Below are 20,693 nucleotides of genomic sequence, written 5' to 3'. Positions count from 1 at the left end.
AACCCGTATTGACGAGGGAACCGCAACATGGAAAGAGTGGAAAAACTGTTTGATGCCCTGTGGCAGGACTATACAAACCGTCTGTGCCCTTCGGCTGCTCAGGTGCATGATCTGCTGACAGAGGAAGAGCCTCTGCTGAATGATCACATTGCCCTGCGTACATTCAATTTACCGGGCGTGAGCCTGGATGTGCTGGCGGCACCATTCATTGCGATTGGTTACAAGCCTTGCGGAACCTACCACTTCGAGCAGAAGAAGCTGTATGCGGAGCACTTTGAGCATCCAAACCCGGCTGCTCCGAAAGTCTTCATCAGTGAGCTGCTGGTGGGACAGTGTTCGGCGGCGCTGCAAAACACTGTGCGTGAGCTGGTGAAGCAGATCCCTGAAGGTGCAATGAAAGATGGTGCTTTTCTTTATGGTGGCCGTTTATGGGATCTCGATTACGCGACCTATGAGCAGTTGGCTGAGGAAAGTGAGTACGCGGGTTGGGTGGCTGCCCATGGCTATGGTGCGAACCACTTTACCGTGAGCGTGAACCAACTGGAGCAGTTTACGGAAGTGACAGAGGTGAACAGCCTGCTGCGCCATAACGGCTTCACCATCAATGAAGCAGGCGGTGAAGTGAAAGGCAGTCCGGAAGTGCTGCTGGAGCAGTCGTCGACGATGGCTGATCGGGTGGACGTCCGGTTTACCGATGGTATCCGTTCGATTCCAGGCGGTTTCTATGAGTTTGCCAAGCGGTATCTACAGGAGAACGGGGAACTGTACCCGGGTTTTGTGGCTGCTTCGGCGGACAAGATCTTCGAAAGTACGAATATGTGAGTCAGGATTCACCTGCCACATCAGACAAACAGCGGCCTCTGGGTCGCTGTTTTTTTATCTGAGGTGCCGGTATGGGTATGACATGGCTCGTGGTGTGAGAGGTGTGTCAGTGCTGCTGGTCCAGCGGTTGCATCCAGTCATCTGCTTCTCTGGAAGTGCCTGATAAGCACAGGTAGGCTTCTTGCTCCAGAAGTTGGCGGGGAGACTGAAAGCCGGTCATTTCAACCGAGGCGGACAGGAAGCGTCCTTTGGTCACAACAGGTCGAGGAGGAAGCTGATTGTGCTGGGCATTCGGGGCAAAACGTTCGATATCCATCTCTGCACATCCATTGCGTACTGATATGCCAAATGTAGCAATGGAGCCAAGGAAGGCAACTGAGAAAATGTGATATGCCTAGAGAAAGCTGATGCAAGCAATCGCTGTGACATTCAAGATGGGGCACAGAAATAAAAAAAGCCGCATCTGCGGCTTTTTGTACTCACATTGGCTGCACCACCGGGAGAGTGATCAGCGCGTCCCGTAGACAACGATAGTTTTACCGTGGGCAGAAATCAGGTTCTGCTCTTCCAGCATCTTCAGAATGCGGCCAACGGTTTCACGGGAACAGCCAACAATCTGACCAATTTCCTGACGGGTAATTTTGATCTGCATGCCGTCTGGGTGAGTCATGGCATCTGGCTGTTTTGCCAGGTTCAGCAGTGTCTGAGCAATGCGGCCAGTCACGTCCAGGAAAGCCAGGTCGCCAACTTTCTGGCTAGTGACTTGCAGACGGCGTGCCATCTGCGCGGACAGACGCATCAGGATATCCGGGTTAACCTGGATCAGCTGACGGAATTTCTTGAAGGAAATCTCAGCCACTTCACATGGTGTTTTCGCACGAACCCAGGCAGTACGCTCCTGGCCTTCTTCAAACAGGCCCAGTTCACCGATGAAGTCGCCCTGGTTGAGGTAAGACAGGATCATTTCCTTGCCTTCTTCATCCTTGATCAGAACAGCGACGGAACCTTTGACAATGTAGTAGAGAGTCTCTGCTTTCTCGCCAGCATGGATCAGTGTACTCTTTGACGGGTACTTATGAATGTGGCAGTGAGAAAGGAACCACTCCAAAGTTGGATCTGTTTGCGGTTTACCTGGAACCATATTACTAACTTCCTCTGCAGTGTGTTGCCCAACAACGTCATTCCTTGCATTGGGGTTGGGTAGAACAATACTATTGTTTGCCAACTAGCATATTCAGTCAACGGCTGGGCTGCAAGCGCATGTGAACATTCAGACCAAGAGTTTAACTTTTTTCGTCACGCATTGCTTGATATTGCGCGGGGATAAATGAACATTTTGGACACTTTACTGTGCACATGATCACACCGTTGTGACTTAGTCGATCAATCCGGGTTTCAGTAGTAAGGAGTAACGCATGCAATCACGTGTGAAATGGGTCGAAGGTTTGACTTTTATTGGTCAGTCAAACTCTGGCCACAGTGTCGTTATGGACGGCAATGGCGGCAGTATGGCGCCCAGTCCGATGGAATTGGTGCTGATGGCGGCTGGCGGTTGTAGCTCGGTGGACGTGGTCGACGCGCTGAAAAGTGCCGGTCAGGCGATCACTGCCTGTGAAGCGCAGATTGATTCTGTCCGTCGTGAGCAGGCACCGCGTTATTTTACGTCAGCCAATCTGCATTTTGTGGTGACCGGCCATGGCCTTGATGAAGCGCTGGTGGCTAAAGCCGTCAGTGACTCACTGGAGCAGTACTGCTCTGTGTGCCTGATGCTGGGCAAAGGTGTGGCACTGACGCACTCTTACCAAATCGTTGCGGCATAAGCCTCAGGTCAACTCGGATATCAGGTAATAAGTAGTATGATGATTCCCTGGCAAGACATTGACCCTGAAACGCTGACGAGTCTGATTGAACACTTTGTGCTGCGCGAGGGCACCGACTATGGTGAGCAAGAGCTGAGCCTGGCGCAGAAAGTGGACAAGGTGCGCCAGCAACTCGCGGCGGGAGAAGCCGTGATTATGTATTCCGAATTGCACGAAACGGTGGATATCAAACTGCGTCGTTCGCTTCGCACAGAATAAAGCTGCCATACTCATGGGTGGCAGCAGAAAACGGAAGCTGGCGCCGATGGATGTGGTCGGGTGCTTGACTGCATCCATTTGCCCTGTTAATAACTGATTCCGTTTGGATAAACGACAAGGTATGTCATGTCTGCAAAACACCCAATCATTGCAGTAACAGGTTCCTCCGGAGCAGGAACATCCACCACTTCGGAAGCCTTCCGCAAGATGTTTAATATGCTGAATATCCATGCGGCCTGGCTGGAAGGGGACAGTTTCCACCGTTTTACCCGTCCGGAAATGGATGTGGAGATCCGTAAAGCCAAGGAGCAGGGGCGTCACATCAGTTATTTTGGCCCCCAGGCCAATGACTTTGCGCTGCTGGAAAACTTTTTCCGTCAGTACGGTGAGGATGGCAGCGGAAAGTATCGCCGTTATTTGCACACCTTCGATGAAGCGGTGCCTTATAACCAGATGCCGGGCACCTTTACACCCTGGCAGGATTTGCCGGAAAATACGGATTTGTTGTTTTATGAAGGGCTGCACGGTGGCGTCGTCGACGGCGATGTGAATGTGGCTCAGCATGTTGATCTGCTGATCGGCATGGTTCCGATCGTGAACCTTGAATGGATTCAGAAAATTGTGCGCGATACCCGCGATCGCGGCCACTCCAGAGAAGCGGTGATGGAGTCGATTGTCCGTTCAATGGATGATTACCTGAATTACATTACCCCACAATTTTCCCGCACCCATATTAATTTCCAGCGGGTGCCGACCGTGGATACTTCCAACCCGGTCAGTGCCAAAGCGATTCCCAGTCTGGACGAAAGTTTTGTGGTGATCCGTTTTCGCGGGATTAAGAATGTCGACTTCCCTTATCTGCTGGCGATGATCCAGGGCTCCTTCATGTCCCGCCATAATACCCTGGTGGTGCCGGGCGGGAAGATGAGTTTTGCGATGGAGCTGATCATGCGACCGCTGATTCAGCAACTGATTGACACCGGGAAAATCGGTTAATCAGACGGCGATAAAAAACAACGCCTGCGCAGAAATGCCAGGCGTTTTCTTTTTTACGCTCAGCCTTCCAGTTTCTTGCGAAACCAGGCGGGTACGGTGTGATCCAGCCAGAATTGTGGCTCGCGCCAGCTGCCGCTGATAAAACCGACATGACCCCCGTATCGGGTCAGGTGATAGTCAATGTGGGACGGCAAAGGCTGGGTGGGGATCACCGCCTCGGTCATGAAGGGATCGTCGGCGGCATGAATGACCCGCAGGGGCGTCTGTACCTGTGCCAGCTTCCCTAAACCGCTGCAGCGCTGGTAGTAATCGGCAGCATCTGAAAAGCCATGCAGGGGCGCGGTGACGGTATCATCAAACTGGCGTAGTGAAGCGATACCGTTGATTTGCTCTGCCTGAAACGGTAGTAGTTCAGGCAATGCGGCCATCTTTTTCAGCATATTCTTTTTCATCGAGCCGAGCAGGTAGCGCTGGTAGACCCGGGAGAAGCCCTGTTCAATCCGGGAGGAGCAGGCAGACAGGTCCAGTGGCGGTGAAATGATCTGCGCTGCAGTCAGTCCGGATGCTGTGCCGGTTTCAGCCAGATAGTTCACCAGCATATTTCCCCCCAGCGAAACCCCGACGGCCAGTAAGGGATGATGCGGAAAACGTTCGCGCAACTGGCGGATGAAGAATCGGGCGTCACTGGTTTCGCCGGAGTGATAGCTCCGGGCTTGCCGGTTTATCTCACCGCTGCACCCGCGAAAATGCATCATGACCCCCAGCCAGCCCTGTTGTCTGGCTGCAAACAACAGACTGTGCGCATAGGGGCTTTGAAAACTGCCCTCCAGTCCGTGAAACAGAATCATGATTGGCATGTGTGCCGGGTGCTGCTCTGGCGGAGCGGTCCAGACCAGGTCGAGAAAATCATCATCCGGGGTCTGAATCCTTTCAGTCAGTGGCTCGAACAGGGCCTGACGACGGATCAGACGTGGCAGAATCGTTTGCAGGTGCGCATTGCGCAGGCCGGTTGCCGGCTGAAAGTGTTTCATCGTGTTCTCCAGCTGTTCTGACCGTCAGAGCGGAAAATCCGGGTAAGGCGCCTGAGCCAGCAGCTCAGCAAGAATTGCCAGTCCCTGTTCAAGTTTATCATGGCTGTGCGGTGCACTGATGGCCAGACGTACCGCCTGATAAATGGTGCTGCCCGGCGGCGTAAACAGTTCAGCCGATTTGACCACCACACCCCGGGCTTCGGCGGCAGCAACGAAGTCGCTCAGGCGCCAGTGATCCGGCAAGGCCAGCCAGGCGTGGAAGCCCGGTGACTGATACTGCACCTGATACTGTCCCAGATAATTTTCGAGCCGTTTCGCGCGCAGCTGCATGTCTTCCCGGATCTGCTGTAAGACACGATCGGCATCGCCCTGATGGATCAATTCGCAGACAAGCGCGCTGAGCAGCGGACTGATCATCAGGCAGTGATGGTGCAGCGCAGTGTTCAGCCTGTTCTGATGTTTGACCGGTACCTGGATGTAGCCAAGCCGCAGGCCGGGCGCCAGACATTTGGACAGGCTGCCGAAGTGGATCACCTGCTCACTGTCGAGATTGACCAGAGGCGGCGGTGTCTTGGCCGGTAACAGGCCGTTGACATCATCTTCAATGATCAGCACCTGATGACGGCGGCAGATTGCCAGAATGGCTTCACGCCGTTCCCGGCTCATGGTGGCTGCTGTCGGGTTTTGCAGGGTGGGGGTACAGTACAGCATCCGGGGCTGGTACTGACGGCAGGCCGTCTCCAGACTGTCCGGGAGCAGGCCTTCCGCATCCATCTCTACGCCTTTGATAGTCATCTGCATCTGACGGGCCAGTCCGAGAAAGCCGGGATAAGCCACCTGTTCGGTCAGCAAGGTATCGCCGCTTCTGCAAAAAACAGACAGAACGAGCTGAATCGCATGCTGGGCCCCGGAGGTGAAATGCATCCGGGCGGGATCGAGCTGGACGCCATGTGTCCTCAGCCAGCGGCTGATGGCCTCCCGGTGTGCCGTCAGGCCCTGCGGATCCTGGTAGAGCATCAGGTGATTGAGTAGATCCGGATGCTGGCTCAGCGTCTGTATGGCGCTGGCCAGTATGGGGGCTCTGTCGATGGCCGGCGGAATGTTGTAACCGAAATTACATTCGTCCGGCGTCTGATTCGGATAGCTGAACACCCAGCCCGGGCGGTTGTGCGCGCAGACGTAAGTTCCGGCGCCGACTCTGGCTTCCACCAGGCCCCGTCGTTCGGTTTCCGCATAGGCCCGGGTAATGGTGCCGACGGTGACGCCGAGACGATCGGCCAGCGCCCGGTGAGTTGGCAGTTTGCTACTTGCGGCCAGCTGTCCGGACTCGATTTGTTGTGCGATGGCCTCGGCCAGCCGCCGGTAAATCGGACGTCCGTCTTCGCTCTGCCGTAGAAAGGCTTGCTGAATTGCCTCAATTGTCATGGTGACAATAAATCCTTTGATTCCAATTTATCCCCTTGCTAGGCTGAATTTTGACCTTATTTTCGGTTGAAATGCAAGCTCAATATTAAATTGTATCGATACAATAAAAATAATGACGATGGAGTGACACATGCATATTGAATGGCAATTTTTGATTTCCTTGATGGCGTTTGCTGCGACGATGACAGGAACACCGGGTCCGAACAACATGATGGTCACGGCTTCAGGGGCGAATTTTGGCTACTGGCGGACGGTGCCGCATATCCTTGGGATTGGTTTTGGTCTGGTCAGCATGATTCTGCTGGTGGCCGCGGGGCTCGGCGTGATCTTTGTCCGGTATCCGGTGCTGCATGAGGTACTGCGCTGGCTGGGGAGCGCATACCTGTTGTATTTGGCCTGGAAGATTGCCACGTCAGGCGGCAAAGTTCAGCTGGATGACAAGGATGCCCGGCCGATGTCTTTTATCGCAGCGGCCTTGTTTCAGTACGTGAACCCGAAGGCGTGGATGATGTCGGTCACGGCAATCAGCACGTTTACGTCAACAGGGGAGGCTTACTGGTCTTCGGCACTGGCTGTGGCGATGGTTTTCTATGTTGTCGGGTTTCCCTGCGTGTCGCTCTGGGCCGGATTCGGGACGCTGATTGGCCGCTGGCTGAATCAGCCTCAGGCAAGGCAGCGCTTTAATCTGACGATGGGGACTCTGACAGCTGGCTGCGTGGTGATGATTTGGTAAGGCAGGTATCTGCCTTACCTTGGCCGACGATGTTTCAGCCCTGAATCTGTGTTGTCAGGCTGTCTGCCTGCAGCCGCTGACAGTACTGGCCCAGATTATTGGCCGGTGGGGGCAGGGCGGCTCTGGGCTGCTCTGCCAGATGGTTGAGGCATTGGATTAAATCCTGCTGCTGGTTCTGCTCCAGCATCAGTTCAAAGTCAATCATTTGCTGATAGCCGGCTGAGTCCAGTTGGGGTTTCAGCGTACGACGTAACTGACGATAAGCCGTCAGTTGTGTCTCGGTCGCGGCTAACGCTTGCTCCAGCTGGCTGATTTCGGTTGCCGACAGGGCGTAATGCTGGGTATCGAGCCAGTGCAGTAATAGCGCCAGGTTGACGTTGCCTTTGAATTCGTCCTGAAGCTGCAGGCATGCCTGACTCACGCCTCCTGAGCTATAGTGCTGGAGACAAAAGCGCCAGAATAAATCGGCCTGAAAGTTTTTTTCCCGGGGATGCTCAGTTGCTGACATTGAATTCCTGCTCCATGCTTTCGAGCTGCTCCTGCAGCTCCATCCAGTCCATTTCGACGGTTTCCAGATCGCTTTTGGCCTGACTCTGCGCTTGTAGTGCCTGATTCAGACGCGCCTTATTCTCTGCTTCGTAGATACTGCCATCGGAAAGTTCAGCTTCCGCCCGAGCCAGGGTTTGACTCAGTTTTTCCATCTGCGTATCCAGCTTCTCGATTTGTTTCCGCAGCGGGGCGGTCTGCTTGCGGAACTCGGCTTCCAGACGTTTCTGCTCCTTACGGGAGGCGGCGCTGTTGTCTTTGCTGGCCGATTCCGGTTTGGCAGCCTGCTGTTCTCTGCGCTCGTTGCGTTGTTGCTCGGTCAGCCACTTGTGGTAATCGTTGAGGTCACCGTCGAACGGTACGACCTGACGGTCGTGCACCAGATATAAGTCGTCCGTGGTGACCCGCAGCAGATAGCGGTCGTGGCTGACAATGACCATTGCCCCTTCAAAAGACTGAAGGGCCAGCGTCAGCGCCTGACGCATGTCGAGATCCAGGTGGTTGGTTGGTTCGTCGAGTAGCAGCAGGTTCGGACGCTGCCAGACGATCAGCGCCAGGACCAGACGGGCTTTCTCGCCGCCGGAAAACGGCCCGACGATATCCAGTGCTTTATCCCCTTTGAAACCGAAGCTGCCGAGGTAGTCGCGCAGCTGTTGTTCGGTGGCCTCAGGAGCCAGTCGGTTCATGTGCTGGAGCGGGGTTTCGTCCAGTCGCAGGGTTTCCAGCTGATGCTGGGCAAAGTAGCCAATTTTCACCCCTTGCGAATAAGTCAGATCACCAGCCTGAGGGGAGAGTTCTCCAGACAGCAGTTTAATCAGAGTCGACTTACCCGCACCGTTGCGTCCCAGCAGGCCAATCCGGCTGCCCGGCACCAGATTGAGACGAATTTTATCGAGAATCTGGGTGTCTCCGTAACCGGCGGCCACCTGATCCATCATGATGATCGGGTTTGGCAGACTGTCCGGTTCGCGGAATTCAAAACTGAACGGGTTATCAAACTGGGCCGGCAGCACTTTTTCCATCCGTTCCAGCGCTTTGATTCGACTCTGGGCCTGACGGGCTTTGCTTGCTTTATATCGGAAGCGGTCGATATAGGATTGCATGTGTGCCATCTGCTTCTGTTGCTTCTGGTACATCGACTGTTGCAGGATCAGCTTTTCGGCCCGTTGGTTCTCAAACGACGAGTAGTTGCCTGTGTATTCATTCAGACGCTGACTTTCGACATGAATAATGCGTCCGACCACGGGGTCGAGGAAATCGCGGTCATGGGAAATCAGGACCAGTGTCCCCCGGTAGTTCTGGAGCCATTTTTCCAGCCACAGAACCGCATCCAAATCCAGGTGGTTGGTCGGTTCGTCGAGCAAGAGTAAATCAGAGCGGCACAGCAGGGCCTGAGCCAGGTTGAGGCGCATCCGCCATCCCCCGGAGAACCGGGTCAGGTTCCAGCGCATCTGTTCTTGTGAGAAACCCAGACCATCCAGCAGTTCGGCGGCACGGGCATTGATGCTGTAGCCACCAATGGCGTCCAGCTTGTCGTGCAGCAGTGCAACCTTGTTGCCATCATCGGCCAGCTCGGCCGCTTGCAGAGCCTGCTCCAACTGACGGTATTCACGGTCGCCGTCGATGACATATTCCAGTGCTGATCGCTCCAGCGCCGGGGTTTCCTGCGCCACCCAAGCCAGTTCCCAGTGCGACGGGACAGAGTGCTGACCGGCATCCACACTCAGCTCGCCTTTGATCAGGGCAAACAGGGTGGATTTACCGCAGCCATTCTTGCCCACCAGGCCGACTTTATCGCCCGGATGAATGGTTGCTGTTGCTTGATCCAGCAGGACGTTGCCGCCCCGAAGCAATTGAATATCAGAAAAAGTGATCATTGCCTGTTACTACCGGCTGTTGCCGCTCCACAACAAATAGGTGACTGGTGCGGGAGTCTATACCAATCTGCGTTCAACTGCGAACAGGCGCAAGGGAGAGCGGGGAAGGGTTCATATTTTTGCCATTGAAATCTCAGGAATAAAGCGATCCATCCTGAGGCAGAATTCGGTATGATGTTTTGGTGAGTCTGGTCAGTCCGGCTCATACGGTGACTCAGGGAAATGAGGAAAAGGCCTATGGAACAAGCCCCACCAAGGATTCTTCTTATTTACGCACATCCGGATCCGGATGCTTCTGTGGCCAACAAGGCCATGCTGTCTGCTGTGGCAAATCTGCCTCATGTGACCTTTCACGACCTCTACGGGAAGTACCCAGACTTTTTTATTGATGTCGCCAGCGAACGGGCGTTGCTGGCGCAGCACGATATTCTGGTATTTCAGCACCCCTTGTATATGTATTCCTGCCCCGCTTTATTAAAGGAGTGGATTGATGTGGTGCTCAGTAAAGGCTTTGCCCACGGCGAAGGGACAGCAACCAAAGGCAAATACTGGCGTTCGGTGATTACCACGGGTGGGGCGGCTGAGGCTTACACCCCTGATGGTTATAACCGCAGCAGTGTGGCAGAGATCCTCAAACCCTTTGAGCTGACGGCAGAGCTGTGTCAGATGCAATGGCTCCCGCCTCTGGTGTTGCACTGGGCGCGACGGATTCCCGATGCGGAGCGTCGTGAGCATGCTCAGCATTACCGGGCATGGTTGATGTCCCCTCTGGCTGAAGCAACTCAGGGAGGAAGCGATGGCGTCTGATGTATTAACCAGCAGTGTGGTGTTTCTGGCGGCAGCTGTGGTTGCGGTTCCTGTGGCTCAGCGGCTTGGGTTGGGGTCTGTGCTCGGGTATCTGCTCGCCGGAATCGGCATCGGCCCCTGGGGGCTGGGGCTTATCAGTGATGTCGAGGCAGTCCTGCACTTTTCAGAGTTTGGTGTGGTTTTGTTGCTGTTTCTGATTGGTCTGGAGCTGAACCCGGGAAAACTGTGGCAGATGCGGCAGCCGATTCTGGGACTGGGGGGCAGTCAGGTGGTGCTGACCAGTCTGGTCATTGCTTCTGTGGTGCTGTTGTGCGGACAGTTCATGGGGGATCTGGATTGGCGGGTCGCGCTGGTGATTGGTATGGGACTGGCGCTGTCTTCTACGGCGATTGCCATGCGTGTGATCGAAGAGCAGGGCATTGGTCGTTCAGATACCGGCCAGTCTGGCTTTGCCGTGCTGCTGTTTCAGGATATTGCTGTGATCCCCATGCTGGCTTTTCTGCCGTTGCTGGCCGGAAGTGAAGGTGGCAGCTGGCTGGATCTGGGCGCTATGGTGGCGGGGATTGCTGTGCTGTTGGTCGGCGGCCACTTTCTGTTACGGCCGCTGTTTCGCTGGGTGGTGATGTCCGGCGTCAGAGAGCTGTTTACCGTGACCGCGTTGCTGCTGGTGATTGGTATTGCGCTGGGGATGGAAAAACTGGGCCTGTCGATGGCGCTGGGCACTTTTCTGGCCGGGGTGCTGCTGGCGGAAAGTGAGTATCGACACGAACTTGAGATTGCCATTGAGCCGTTCAAGGGGCTGCTGCTCGGTTTGTTTTTCATCTCGGTTGGTATGGCTGTCAATCTGGGGCTGTTGCTGGAATACCCGTTGCAGATCCTGGCTGCGGTTGTGGGGCTGGTGGTGGTCAAAGGGTTGTTGTTGTATCTGCTGGCGCGATTGTTTGGCATTCAGGCGAAGTCGCGCAGTCAGATGGCAGCCATCCTCAGTCAGGGCGGCGAGTTTGCTTTTGTTCTCTTTACGGCCGCGCGCAGTGAAGGGTTGCTCAATGCGGAGCTGATCGGCTTCTTGTTGGTGGTGGTGAGTCTGTCGATGATGACGACGCCACTGGTGTTGCGTTTACAGGAGAAATGGTTCATCCGGACGTTTCAGGCTGAGGCAGGAGATGAACTTGAATCGGATGTCATAGATCGGGAACCCAGAGTGATCATCACAGGATTCGGCCGTTTCGGACAGGTCGTAGGACGCTTGCTGTTCGCCAATAAAATCCGGGTGACGATTCTGGAACGGGATCCGGGTCAGATCCAGTTTCTGCGCAAGTTTGGCTATAAGGTGTATTATGGCGATGCCAGTCAGCTTGATCTGCTGCGTGCCGCCGGCGCTGAGAAAGCGGAAGCGATTATTATCTGTACTGATAGTCCGGAGGAAGTGATGCAGGTGGTCGCGATTTGCCAGCAGCACTTCCCGCGTCTGAAAATTCTGGCTCGTGCACGCAGTCGGGTCGAAGCACATCAGTTGCTCAGTCACGGTGTTGAGATGTTTTCCCGGGAAACCTTTGCCGGTGCGTTGGATTTAGGTCGTCAGGCGCTGGTGGCTCTGGGGATGCATCCTTATAAGGCCAAACGGGCTGAGGCGCATTTCCGTAAGCTGGATACCACTGCCTTGCGGGATCTGCTGCCGCAGCATTCAGAAGATGTGCATCTGGCAACCAGGGCAAAAGAAGCCCGCAAAGAGCTGGAAGAGATTTTTGACCGCGAGATGCGTGGTGAGCGTGAGCGGCATAACGGTTGGGACTGACCGACCGAGATTTGAGACTATCCCAGGCTGTAAGGAAGGGAACCATGACGAAGAAACGATTTATCGCCGGCGCCGTATGTCCGGCATGTCAGCAGCAGGATACCTTACGCTGGTGGCTTGAAAATGAGGTGGAGAAGGTGGAATGTGTGGCCTGCCACCATACAGATACCCGTTTGCCAAAATCTGTAGAAGACAGTAAACATGTGGCCGGAACGGCACAGGAACAGGTGATTGGCATTTTTAAGCCTGAATAAATTGCGGCTGATTTCGATCAGGGTTGGCGTCTGGCAGGGCAGATCCGGTATGATTACAGGTTAAATCCCTGCTCAAATTCGGAGTAAACATGAAAGTCGCTAAAGACACCGTAGTAAGCCTGGCTTACCAAGTGAAAACCGAAGACGGTATTGTGGTTGATCAGTCAACGACAGATGCGCCGCTGGATTACCTGCATGGCCATAACAACCTGATCATCGGTCTGGAAAAAGCACTGGAAGGTCGTGCAGTTGGCGATAAGTTCGAAGTGACTGTAGCGCCGGAAGAAGCATATGGCGAGCACCATGCAGAAATGGTTCAGCGTGTTCCGGCTGAAGTATTCCAGGGTGTGGATGAAATCACTGTTGGCATGCGTTTCCTGGCAGACACCGATCAGGGTCCAATCCCGGTTGAAGTGACTGAAGTTGACGGCGACGAAGTGGTGGTTGATGGTAACCACATGCTGGCCGGTCAGACGCTGACGTTTGATGTGGAAGTTGTTGCGACCCGTGCAGCGACTGAAGAAGAAATTGCCCACGGCCATATTCATCAGGCTCACGACCACGACCACGATCATGAAGGTGGTTGTTGCGGACATGACCACTAAGTCATGATGTCAAAACGGGAAGCTCAGCTTCCCGTTTTTGTATTCACGATTGCAATCAATAGTGCGGCGGTGGTGTTTCTTCGCTTTCACTGGCGATATTGGAAACCTGACCAGACTTCACTTTCCCCACCAGATAGCGCATCTGGACCTGCATTTTTTCGATCAGAAACTGCTGTTGCGTCAGGGCGTCATTGAGTTCTTCAATGGTTTGTTCCTGAAAAGCCTGTTTCATTTCCAGCTCATCAATTTGAGCCTGTAGCTTTTTTTCTATGTCTGTCATGGTTGATGGTCATCGGTCATTCGGGACGGTGCCAATCCTGAGCAATGCCGGCTGAGCTGCCTGAGCGGACATCACCTTGTGGCGTAATGGCCACATCATACACTACCGCTGACCCCGGACGCTCATTTTCTTGCGTGGCTGCTTGCCAATAACCCTGTCGTTCTCCTGTCACGGTGCTCCAGAGTTCGACTCTGCGGGAGGGTGTGCCCGTGACCAGCTGTAAACCGTCATCTGAAAATCGCGCACTGGAAAAATTCTGCTGTCTCAGACGAATGTTCAACGCGGCTTGTTTGTGCCCGTTTGTCAGATCCCAGATAAAAGTATCGTTGCCGCTGTCGGCGGTCATTGCCAGTTGACCATCTCGGTGCAGGCTGACCTGATTGACCCGCATTGGGTGTTCAAACTGATAGAGAATCTGGCCGCTTTGGGTATCCCACAGAAATGCAGATTTGTCATCACCGCCGGAGAGGGCATAGTGTCCGTTCGGTGAAATGGCCACTGAATTGACTTTTTCCCGGTGGGCGAGGAACTCCAGTCGTCTTCCGTTGCCCAAGTCGACGTAGAGTGCCTTGCCGTTTGAGAGGGCCAGCAGTACCTGTTTACCGTCATTGGCGATCGTTGCATCCCGGATCATGCTGTCGGATATCGACCATAATCCCTGAGCCTGTCCCCAGGCTAGATCCCAGATCGCAAAATTTTGTGCTGTCGCGGTGATCGCATAGCGGTGATTGTCAGATATATCGCTATTTGTCACGGTAGTGTGATGTGGATCTTGAGAACCTAAATTCGCTAACTTTTTGTTTTGCTGAAGATCCCAGAGCACGATACCTTGTTGGGCTGAATAAAATAAGGCAAAGCGGCCATCCCTGCTCAGACTGAACGTGGTCGCGCCATTCGGCGCCAGATTCCAGCGCTGACGCTCGGGACCTGAGATATCGCAACCTGATACGCTGATCAGGGTCAGAATGAAAATGACTGCTAAAAAAATGTGACGCATGTGCTGACTTTCCGTGTTTCGGCTGCTTTTGCCTGGCATCAATCCCGTTGAAAACCGGGTGTTATCACCAACGGCAAGAAAAAAGTTGGTATTAGTATATTGATATGGCATGGTTTTAACACAGTTATGAAAAACTATGCCTAAAGTTAAGAGCTTAGCCTCTGGATAAATGGAGAGAGAGATGAAACCAGTTCTGAAAATGTCTGTACTGGCAGCAACCATTCTGCTGGCGGTAGGTTGTCAGGATGAGAAAACCTCGGCACCTGCAGAAACAGCAGAGCCAGCTGCTCAGGTTGAGCAGACTGCGGCAGAAGCGACGAAAGCGTTTGAATCTGAAGATCAGAAAGCAGCCTACGCGATCGGTGCTTCCCTGGCACAGTACTTGTCTGCAAACCTGGAACAGCAAAAAGAGCTGGGTCTGGAGCTGAAAAAAGAAGACGTGCTGGCGGGTGTCAGTGATGTGTTCGACGGCAATAGCCGTCTGAGTCAGGAAGAGACCCAGCAAGCGTTGCAGGAACTGGACAAACGTGTTTCTGATATGATGATGTCGAAAGCTAAGGTAGAAGCCGAAGAGAATGCGAAAGCAGGCGACGACTTCCGTGCTGAATTCGAAAAACAGGAAGGCGTGAAGAAAACTGAGTCGGGTCTGCTGTATATCGTAGAAACTGAAGGTCAGGGCGATAAGCCGAAAGAGACCGACAAAGTGAAGGTTCATTATAAAGGAACTCTGGTTGACGGAACTGAGTTTGATAGCTCATACAAGCGTAAACAACCGGTCACTTTCCCGTTGAATCAGGTGATTCCAGGCTGGACCGAAGGTGTTCAACTGATGCCTGTGGGCTCTAAGTTCAAGTTTGTGATTCCGCCAGAGCTGGCTTATGGTTCTCAGGCGAACCCAAGTATTCCTGCGAACTCAACACTGGTGTTTGAAGTCGAACTGCTGGATATCGAGAAGGTGAAGCCGGGCGAGGAAGCTGCTGAAGACGGCCATAGCCACTAAGTTTCCGACGATTTATCCTCTAAGCCCGGCCATGTCAGTGCCGGGCTTTTTATTTATTGGGCAGCAGTTTTGTGCGTTCCAGTTTTCATTTTGTGAAGACCTCTATTCATATTCTGATAAACTTGCAAGCAAGAATTGAATTTTTCCCCGTTTCGTTGAAATGCAGGATTGCCTGTAAATCCGGGAAGCGGGAATGAGCAAGGAAGACAGGAAAGTGGTATCAACAGATAACTTTGGCACTGAAGTCATGGTGGAAAGTGACTTCATTGAAACCCGCACGTTTACTGAACATGACTTTGTCATTTTACGTTCCTATGAAGCGGTCGTGGATGGCCTGGCTGCACTGATTGGTCCGTTCTGTGAAATTGTGCTGCACTCGTTGGCGGACCTGAATACCTCGGCGATCAAAATTGCCAATGGTGAAAATACGGGCCGTAAGGTGGGCTCACCGATCACTGATCTGGCGCTGCGGATGCTGCGAGACATTGAAGGGTCTGAGCGGAATTTTTCCCGCGCCTATTTTACACGAGCCAAAGGTGGGGCATTGATGAAGTCCATCACCATTGCCATCCGCAACGCTGATGACAACATCATTGGTCTGCTGTGTATCAACGTGAATCTGGATGCCCCTTTCTCTCAGATCCTGCAATCTTTCATGCCGACCGATGAAGCGAAGCAGGCTGCATCCAGTGTGAACTTTGCCAGTGATGTTGATGAGCTGGTGGATCAGACGGTTGAACGTACGATTGAAGAAATCAATGCAGACAAGAATGTTTCGAACAATGCGAAAAACCGCCAGATCGTAATGGAGCTGTACGATAAAGGCATTTTCGATATCAAAGATGCGATTAACCGGGTGGCTGATCGCCTGAATATTTCCAAACATACCGTGTATCTCTATATCCGCCAGCGGAAGACTGAGGATGGCGAAAAATGAGTCTGACTTTTGCGCTGGTGGTTGAGGGGCCGGCCTATGGGACGCAGAACGCCCGAAGCGCATTGCAGTTTGCCCAGGCGGTCATCGCTGCCGGCCATCAGTTGCAGCGAGTCTTTTTCTATCAGGAAGGCGTTCACAACGGTTCAGCGCTGGTCGCACCAGCTTCAGACGAATTTGATCTGCTGGCTGCCTGGCAGCAACTTGGCCGTGAAAGCGGGGTAGAATTACAAACCTGTGTCGCGGCGGCCCTGCGCAGGGGCGTCGTCAGTGAACTGGAAGCCAGCCAAAACAGCTTGCCCGGCAGTAATTTGGCTGATGGCTTTGAACAGGCCGGTTTGGGCGGTCTGGCGGAGGTGCTGCTGAGTGCCGATCGTGTCATTCAGTTTTAATTCATTCGGAAATTCTTATGTCGATTGGGTTCGTTTTTCGTTCTGTTCCTCATGGCTGTAACAGTGGTCGGGAAGGACTGGATGCTGTGCTGGCCACTTCCGCTTACAGTGAAGATATTCAGTTATTCTTTATCGGTGATGGCGTTTGGCAAATATTGAAAGGGCAACAGGGCGACAGAGTTCTGAGCCGTGAATACAGTGTCGCTTTCAAGATGCTGTCTTTATATGACATTGAAGACATTTGGGTGTGTGGCGAGTCGCTGGCAAAACGTGGGCTGTCGGCCGATGATTTGCTGATTGAGGCTGAAGTCCTGGCCGGAGATGAATTACGGCACAGACTGCATCGCTGTCAGAAATTACTGAGTTATTAACCCGCAATCTGCCGATGGGGCGATTTATGCTACATATGGTCTTTTCCTCTCCTTTTCAAAATCGTGCTTTACAGCAATGTGCAGAACAGCTTCTGCCGGGAGACGAAGTTCTGTTGCTACAGGATGCGGCAGTGGCTGCGGCGTCTCCAGAACAGCTCACTCAGGTGCTGAGTCAGGGGGCTGCGGTTTATGTGCTGGAAGCAGATCTGCTGGCCCGGGGGCTGGCTGGGCGAGTGTCAACTGAAGTTGAAGTGATCGATCACAGTCAATTTGTTGAACTGACGGTCAGCCATCCGAACAGCATGAAATGGGCATAGTGGCGGGTGCTGGAAAAGAGAACAGCGGGGTCAAAAACAGTGATTAAGAAATGATCATTGCTGTGATCGCTGTATATATCTTGACACCTTATAGTCCGACGCCTAAAATTTCGCGTCCTCCTGTTGTTGGGAGGCGGATTTTTCACCTTTACGAAAGTAAATAATCAGGAGCTATTTAATGGCAACTATTAACCAGCTGGTACGCAAACCACGTGCAAAGCAAGTTGTTAAAAGCAACGTGCCTGCGCTAGAAGCGTGTCCACAAAAGCGTGGTGTATGTACTCGTGTATACACTACTACTCCTAAAAAACCTAACTCCGCACTGCGTAAAGTATGTCGTGTACGTCTGACCAACGGTTTTGAAGTGACTTCATACATCGGCGGTGAAGGCCACAACCTGCAAGAGCACAGTGTTGTTCTGATCCGTGGTGGTCGTGTTAAAGACCTTCCAGGTGTGCGTTACCACACTGTTCGTGGTGCACTTGACTGTGCAGGCGTTAACGACCGTAAACAAGGTCGTTCTAAGTACGGTGTGAAGCGTCCTAAGTCTTAATGGAATCCGTTAAGTAAGGCCAAACACTAAATTAACTGTAATTTTGAAAAAACTGAAAAGTTTTGGATAAAACCTGAAGAAGACAACGGAGAATTTCCATGCCACGTCGTCGCGTAATTGGTCAGCGTAAGATCCTTCCAGATCCTAAATTCAAATCTGAATTGCTGGCAAAATTCGTCAACATCCTGATGGTTGACGGTAAGAAATCTACTGCAGAGAAAATTGTTTACACTGCACTGGATACTATGGCTGAGCGCTCTGGTGAAGAGCACCTGGCTATTTTTGAAAAAGCTCTTGAAAACGTTCGCCCAGCGGTAGAAGTTAAATCTCGCCGTGTAGGTGGTTCAACTTACCAGGTGCCAGTAGAAGTACGTCCAGTACGTCGTAATGCTCTGGCTATGCGTTGGTTGGTTGAAGCTGCGCGTAAGCGTGGTGAAAAATCTATGGCTGCTCGTCTGGCTGCTGAAATGCTGGACGCATCCGACAACAAAGGTTCTGCTGTTAAGAAACGTGAAGACGTTCACCGTATGGCAGAAGCGAACAAAGCGTTCGCACACTACCGCTGGTAATTTCATTATTAGCGACTGGGCGCAGCAGGCTTGGCCTGCTGCGCCCATACCATTTTCTAAGGATAACCTTAGTAAGAGGATTCAATCGTGGCTCGCAAAACTCCTATCGAGCGTTACCGTAACATCGGTATCTGTGCTCACGTAGACGCCGGGAAAACAACCACGACCGAGCGTATCCTGTTCTATACAGGTCTTTCCCACAAAATTGGTGAAGTACACGACGGTGCCGCTACCATGGACTGGATGGAGCAGGAGCAGGAGCGTGGGATCACCATCACCTCTGCTGCCACTACAACCTTCTGGCGTGGTATGGATGCTCAGTTCCCTGAGCACCGCATCAACATTATCGACACCCCAGGACACGTTGATTTCACGATCGAAGTAGAGCGTTCTCTGCGCGTACTTGATGGTGCAGTGGTTGTTTTCTGTGGTTCATCAGGTGTCGAACCTCAGTCTGAAACCGTATGGCGTCAGGCTGACAAATACGAAGTACCCCGTATGGTCTTCGTGAACAAGATGGACCGTGCAGGTGCAGACTTCCTGCGCGTGATTGATCAAATCAAACAACGTCTTGGCGCAAATCCTGTACCGATTCAACTGAATATTGGTGCGGAAGAAGAATTTAAAGGTGTGATCGACCTGATTAAAATGAAAGCGATCAACTGGAATGAAGCCGATCAAGGCATGAGCTTCTCTTATGAAGACATTCCAGCCGACATGCAGGAACTGGCCGAAGAATGGCATACCAATCTGGTAGAAGCGGCTGCTGAAGCGTCTGAAGAACTGATGGATAAGTACCTGGAAGAAGGGAATCTGTCAGAAGACGACATTAAAGCCGGTTTGCGCCAACGTACGCTGAACAATGAAATTGTTCTGGCGACCTGTGGTTCTGCATTCAAGAACAAAGGTGTGCAGGCTGTCCTGGATGCTGTAGTTGAATTCCTGCCGTCACCAACGGAAGTCAAAGCAATCCGTGGTGAAGACATGGATGGGAACGAAGTGATCCGCCATTCCAGTGACGAAGAACCGTTCGCTGCGCTGGCATTTAAGATCGCGACTGACCCGTTTGTGGGCACCCTGACATTTATGCGTGTCTACTCCGGTGTTGTGAATTCAGGCGATACCGTCTACAACACTGTGAAAGAGAAGCGTGAACGTTTCGGGCGTATCGTGCAGATGCACTCGAATAAGCGTGAAGAAGTCAAAGAAGTTCGAGCTGGCGACATCGCGGCAGCAATCGGTCTGAAAAATGTGACGACGGGTGACACCCTGTGCGATCAAGATCATAAAGTGATCCTGGAACGTATGGAATTCCCTGAGCCGGTTATTCAGATTGCTGTTGAACCAAGGTCGAAAGCTGACCAGGAAAAAATGGGTATTGCGCTGGGTAAACTGGCTGCAGAAGACCCATCATTCCGGGTGGAAACAGATGAAGAATCTGGCCAGACCCTGATTTCAGGGATGGGCGAGCTTCATCTGGATATCATCGTTGACCGTATGAAACGTGAGTTCAGCGTTGAATGTAACGTTGGTAAACCTCAGGTTGCTTATCGTGAAACTATCCGTGGTAAGACGGAAGTGGAAGGTAAGTTCGTACGTCAATCTGGTGGTCGCGGCCAGTACGGTCACGTATGGCTGAAGATTGAACCTTCTGAGCCGAATGCCGGTTTTGTCTTCGTTGACGAAGTCGTTGGCGGTGTTATTCCGAGAGAATATATCGGCGCAGTGGCGAAAGGTATCGAAGAGCAGATGAAAAATGGTGTGCTTGCCGGTTATCCGGTACTGGACGTCAAAGCGACGCTGTTCGATGGTTCATACCACGATGTTGACTCGAGCGAAATGGCGTTTAAGATCGCCGGTTCAATGGCGTTCAGGAAGGGTGCACTTGATGCTCAACCTGTGATTCTTGAGCCTATGATGAAAGTTGAAGTAACTACCCCAGAAGACTGGATGGGTGATGTTGTGGGCGACCTGAACCGTCGTCGTGGCATCATCGGTGGTATGGATGAAGGTCCGGCTGGACTGAAGATTATCCGTGCCCAGGTTCCACTTTCTGAAATGTTTGGTTACGCAACGGATCTTCGTTCTGCTACGCAAGGCCGCGCATCCTATTCGATGGAGTTCAGCGAATATGCTGAAGTTCCGAAGAATATCGCCGACGGTATCGTCGCTGAGCGTGGTTAAACATGAGCAGAAATATTGCGTCCGCTTCGGTTGACGCATAAAATACAACTTCTGACGCGTCCCGCTCAGTCAGCGGGGCGAATCACAACTAGGAAGGAACACGATCGTGTCTAAAGAAAAATTTGAA

At 52.7% G+C, this 20,693-nt stretch carries 25 protein-coding genes; 17 read left to right on the top strand and 8 right to left on the bottom strand.

From position 1 onward, the window contains the following. The first annotated feature begins 27 nt into the window (after window positions 1-27). The gene (locus EA58_RS15120) at window positions 28-822 is read left to right on the top strand and encodes a DUF1338 domain-containing protein (protein WP_036754581.1); all 795 of its coding nucleotides are present in this window, start codon (window positions 28-30) and stop codon (window positions 820-822) included. A 106-nt stretch (window positions 823-928) separates the two neighbouring features. Here EA58_RS15120 and EA58_RS15115 read toward each other — a convergent pair whose 3' ends face one another. Together EA58_RS15115 and crp are read right to left on the bottom strand one after the other, a co-directional pair. Then, window positions 929-1,138, bottom strand: coding sequence for a hypothetical protein (locus EA58_RS15115; RefSeq protein ID WP_036754580.1), 210 nt, complete (start codon window positions 1,136-1,138; stop codon window positions 929-931). Between the two features lie 192 nt (window positions 1,139-1,330). Beyond that, the gene (crp, locus tag EA58_RS15110; RefSeq protein WP_027250650.1) at window positions 1,331-1,963 is read right to left on the bottom strand and encodes a cAMP-activated global transcriptional regulator CRP; all 633 of its coding nucleotides are present in this window, start codon (window positions 1,961-1,963) and stop codon (window positions 1,331-1,333) included. A 274-nt stretch (window positions 1,964-2,237) separates the two neighbouring features. On the opposite strand from crp, the gene EA58_RS15105 reads away from it, so the two are divergent. From EA58_RS15105 to EA58_RS15095, 3 genes are all read left to right on the top strand, one after another. Then, window positions 2,238-2,642, top strand: a complete 405-nt coding sequence (locus tag EA58_RS15105) for an OsmC family protein (protein WP_036754578.1) — start codon at window positions 2,238-2,240, stop codon at window positions 2,640-2,642. A 36-nt stretch (window positions 2,643-2,678) separates the two neighbouring features. Further along, entirely contained in the window at window positions 2,679-2,900 is a 222-nt protein-coding gene (locus EA58_RS15100; protein ID WP_036754576.1) for a YheU family protein, read from the top strand. A gap of 126 nt (window positions 2,901-3,026) precedes the next feature. After that, window positions 3,027-3,896 carry a phosphoribulokinase gene (locus EA58_RS15095; protein ID WP_036754574.1) on the top strand — a complete coding sequence of 290 codons (870 nt, stop codon included), beginning with the start codon at window positions 3,027-3,029 and terminating at the stop codon, window positions 3,894-3,896. A 59-nt stretch (window positions 3,897-3,955) separates the two neighbouring features. On the opposite strand, the gene EA58_RS15090 is transcribed toward EA58_RS15095, so the two are convergent. Both EA58_RS15090 and EA58_RS15085 read right to left on the bottom strand, forming a co-directional pair. Beyond that, on the bottom strand, window positions 3,956-4,927 hold the full coding sequence (locus tag EA58_RS15090) for a hydrolase (protein ID WP_036754572.1): 972 nt from the start codon (window positions 4,925-4,927) through the stop codon (window positions 3,956-3,958). Between the two features lie 24 nt (window positions 4,928-4,951). Beyond that, window positions 4,952-6,352, bottom strand: coding sequence for an aminotransferase-like domain-containing protein (locus EA58_RS15085; protein WP_036754566.1), 1,401 nt, complete (start codon window positions 6,350-6,352; stop codon window positions 4,952-4,954). A 130-nt stretch (window positions 6,353-6,482) separates the two neighbouring features. Here EA58_RS15085 and EA58_RS15080 point away from each other — a divergent pair, with 130 nt between their 5' ends. Next, on the top strand, window positions 6,483-7,085 hold the full coding sequence (locus EA58_RS15080) for a LysE family translocator (protein ID WP_036754564.1): 603 nt from the start codon (window positions 6,483-6,485) through the stop codon (window positions 7,083-7,085). Window positions 7,086-7,119: 34 nt separating this feature from the next. Here the strand turns inward: EA58_RS15080 and EA58_RS15075 are convergent, their stop codons facing one another. Then, window positions 7,120-7,593, bottom strand: a complete 474-nt coding sequence (locus EA58_RS15075) for a TIGR02444 family protein (RefSeq protein WP_051642135.1) — start codon at window positions 7,591-7,593, stop codon at window positions 7,120-7,122. Continuing rightward, on the bottom strand, window positions 7,580-9,508 hold the full coding sequence (locus EA58_RS15070; RefSeq protein ID WP_036754561.1) for an ABC transporter ATP-binding protein: 1,929 nt from the start codon (window positions 9,506-9,508) through the stop codon (window positions 7,580-7,582). Before EA58_RS15070 ends, EA58_RS15075 begins: the two co-directional genes overlap by 14 nt. A 237-nt stretch (window positions 9,509-9,745) precedes the next feature. Here EA58_RS15070 and kefG point away from each other — a divergent pair, with 237 nt between their 5' ends. The 4 genes from kefG (at window position 9,746) to slyD (ending at window position 12,969) form a co-directional block, all read left to right on the top strand. Continuing rightward, entirely contained in the window at window positions 9,746-10,315 is a 570-nt protein-coding gene (gene kefG / locus EA58_RS15065; RefSeq protein WP_036754558.1) for a glutathione-regulated potassium-efflux system ancillary protein KefG, read from the top strand. Next, on the top strand, window positions 10,305-12,110 hold the full coding sequence (gene kefB / locus EA58_RS15060; RefSeq protein WP_036754557.1) for a glutathione-regulated potassium-efflux system protein KefB: 1,806 nt from the start codon (window positions 10,305-10,307) through the stop codon (window positions 12,108-12,110). Before kefG ends, kefB begins: the two co-directional genes overlap by 11 nt. Window positions 12,111-12,154: 44 nt before the next feature. Further along, window positions 12,155-12,364: a YheV family putative zinc ribbon protein gene (locus EA58_RS15055; protein ID WP_036754556.1), complete on the top strand. Its 210-nt coding sequence runs from the start codon at window positions 12,155-12,157 to the stop codon at window positions 12,362-12,364. Between the two features lie 89 nt (window positions 12,365-12,453). Continuing rightward, on the top strand, window positions 12,454-12,969 hold the full coding sequence (gene slyD, locus EA58_RS15050) for a peptidylprolyl isomerase (RefSeq protein WP_036754801.1): 516 nt from the start codon (window positions 12,454-12,456) through the stop codon (window positions 12,967-12,969). Between the two features lie 55 nt (window positions 12,970-13,024). Here the strand turns inward: slyD and EA58_RS15045 are convergent, their stop codons facing one another. Both EA58_RS15045 and EA58_RS15040 read right to left on the bottom strand, forming a co-directional pair. After that, window positions 13,025-13,249 carry a SlyX family protein gene (locus tag EA58_RS15045; RefSeq protein WP_036754555.1) on the bottom strand — a complete coding sequence of 75 codons (225 nt, stop codon included), beginning with the start codon at window positions 13,247-13,249 and terminating at the stop codon, window positions 13,025-13,027. A 16-nt stretch (window positions 13,250-13,265) separates the two neighbouring features. After that, entirely contained in the window at window positions 13,266-14,246 is a 981-nt protein-coding gene (locus EA58_RS15040; RefSeq protein WP_036754800.1) for a WD40 repeat domain-containing protein, read from the bottom strand. Between the two features lie 181 nt (window positions 14,247-14,427). Between EA58_RS15040 and fkpA the strand changes: the two genes are divergently transcribed. The 8 genes from fkpA (at window position 14,428) to fusA (ending at window position 20,566) form a co-directional block, all read left to right on the top strand. Beyond that, entirely contained in the window at window positions 14,428-15,246 is an 819-nt protein-coding gene (fkpA, locus tag EA58_RS15035) for an FKBP-type peptidyl-prolyl cis-trans isomerase (protein WP_036754554.1), read from the top strand. Between the two features lie 214 nt (window positions 15,247-15,460). Beyond that, window positions 15,461-16,183, top strand: coding sequence for a helix-turn-helix transcriptional regulator (locus tag EA58_RS15030; RefSeq protein ID WP_036754798.1), 723 nt, complete (start codon window positions 15,461-15,463; stop codon window positions 16,181-16,183). After that, the gene (gene tusD / locus EA58_RS15025) at window positions 16,180-16,572 is read left to right on the top strand and encodes a sulfurtransferase complex subunit TusD (RefSeq protein WP_036754552.1); all 393 of its coding nucleotides are present in this window, start codon (window positions 16,180-16,182) and stop codon (window positions 16,570-16,572) included. Before EA58_RS15030 ends, tusD begins: the two co-directional genes overlap by 4 nt. Window positions 16,573-16,589: 17 nt before the next feature. Next, window positions 16,590-16,943: a sulfurtransferase complex subunit TusC gene (gene tusC, locus EA58_RS15020; protein WP_036754549.1), complete on the top strand. Its 354-nt coding sequence runs from the start codon at window positions 16,590-16,592 to the stop codon at window positions 16,941-16,943. Between the two features lie 26 nt (window positions 16,944-16,969). Beyond that, entirely contained in the window at window positions 16,970-17,260 is a 291-nt protein-coding gene (gene tusB / locus EA58_RS15015; protein WP_036754547.1) for a sulfurtransferase complex subunit TusB, read from the top strand. Window positions 17,261-17,438: 178 nt separating this feature from the next. Next, window positions 17,439-17,813 (top strand): 30S ribosomal protein S12, encoded by a 375-nt coding sequence (gene rpsL, locus EA58_RS15010; RefSeq protein WP_004399892.1) that lies wholly within the window; start codon window positions 17,439-17,441, stop codon window positions 17,811-17,813. Between the two features lie 98 nt (window positions 17,814-17,911). Beyond that, window positions 17,912-18,382, top strand: a complete 471-nt coding sequence (rpsG, locus tag EA58_RS15005) for a 30S ribosomal protein S7 (protein WP_036754546.1) — start codon at window positions 17,912-17,914, stop codon at window positions 18,380-18,382. An 87-nt stretch (window positions 18,383-18,469) separates the two neighbouring features. Further along, on the top strand, window positions 18,470-20,566 hold the full coding sequence (fusA, locus tag EA58_RS15000) for an elongation factor G (RefSeq protein ID WP_036754545.1): 2,097 nt from the start codon (window positions 18,470-18,472) through the stop codon (window positions 20,564-20,566). Window positions 20,567-20,693 lie beyond the last annotated feature (127 nt).

This window comes from Photobacterium galatheae (assembly GCF_000695255.1).
In the GTDB taxonomy this organism is placed as follows: domain Bacteria; phylum Pseudomonadota; class Gammaproteobacteria; order Enterobacterales; family Vibrionaceae; genus Photobacterium; species Photobacterium galatheae.
This window is presented reverse-complemented; position numbering and strand designations above follow the sequence as displayed.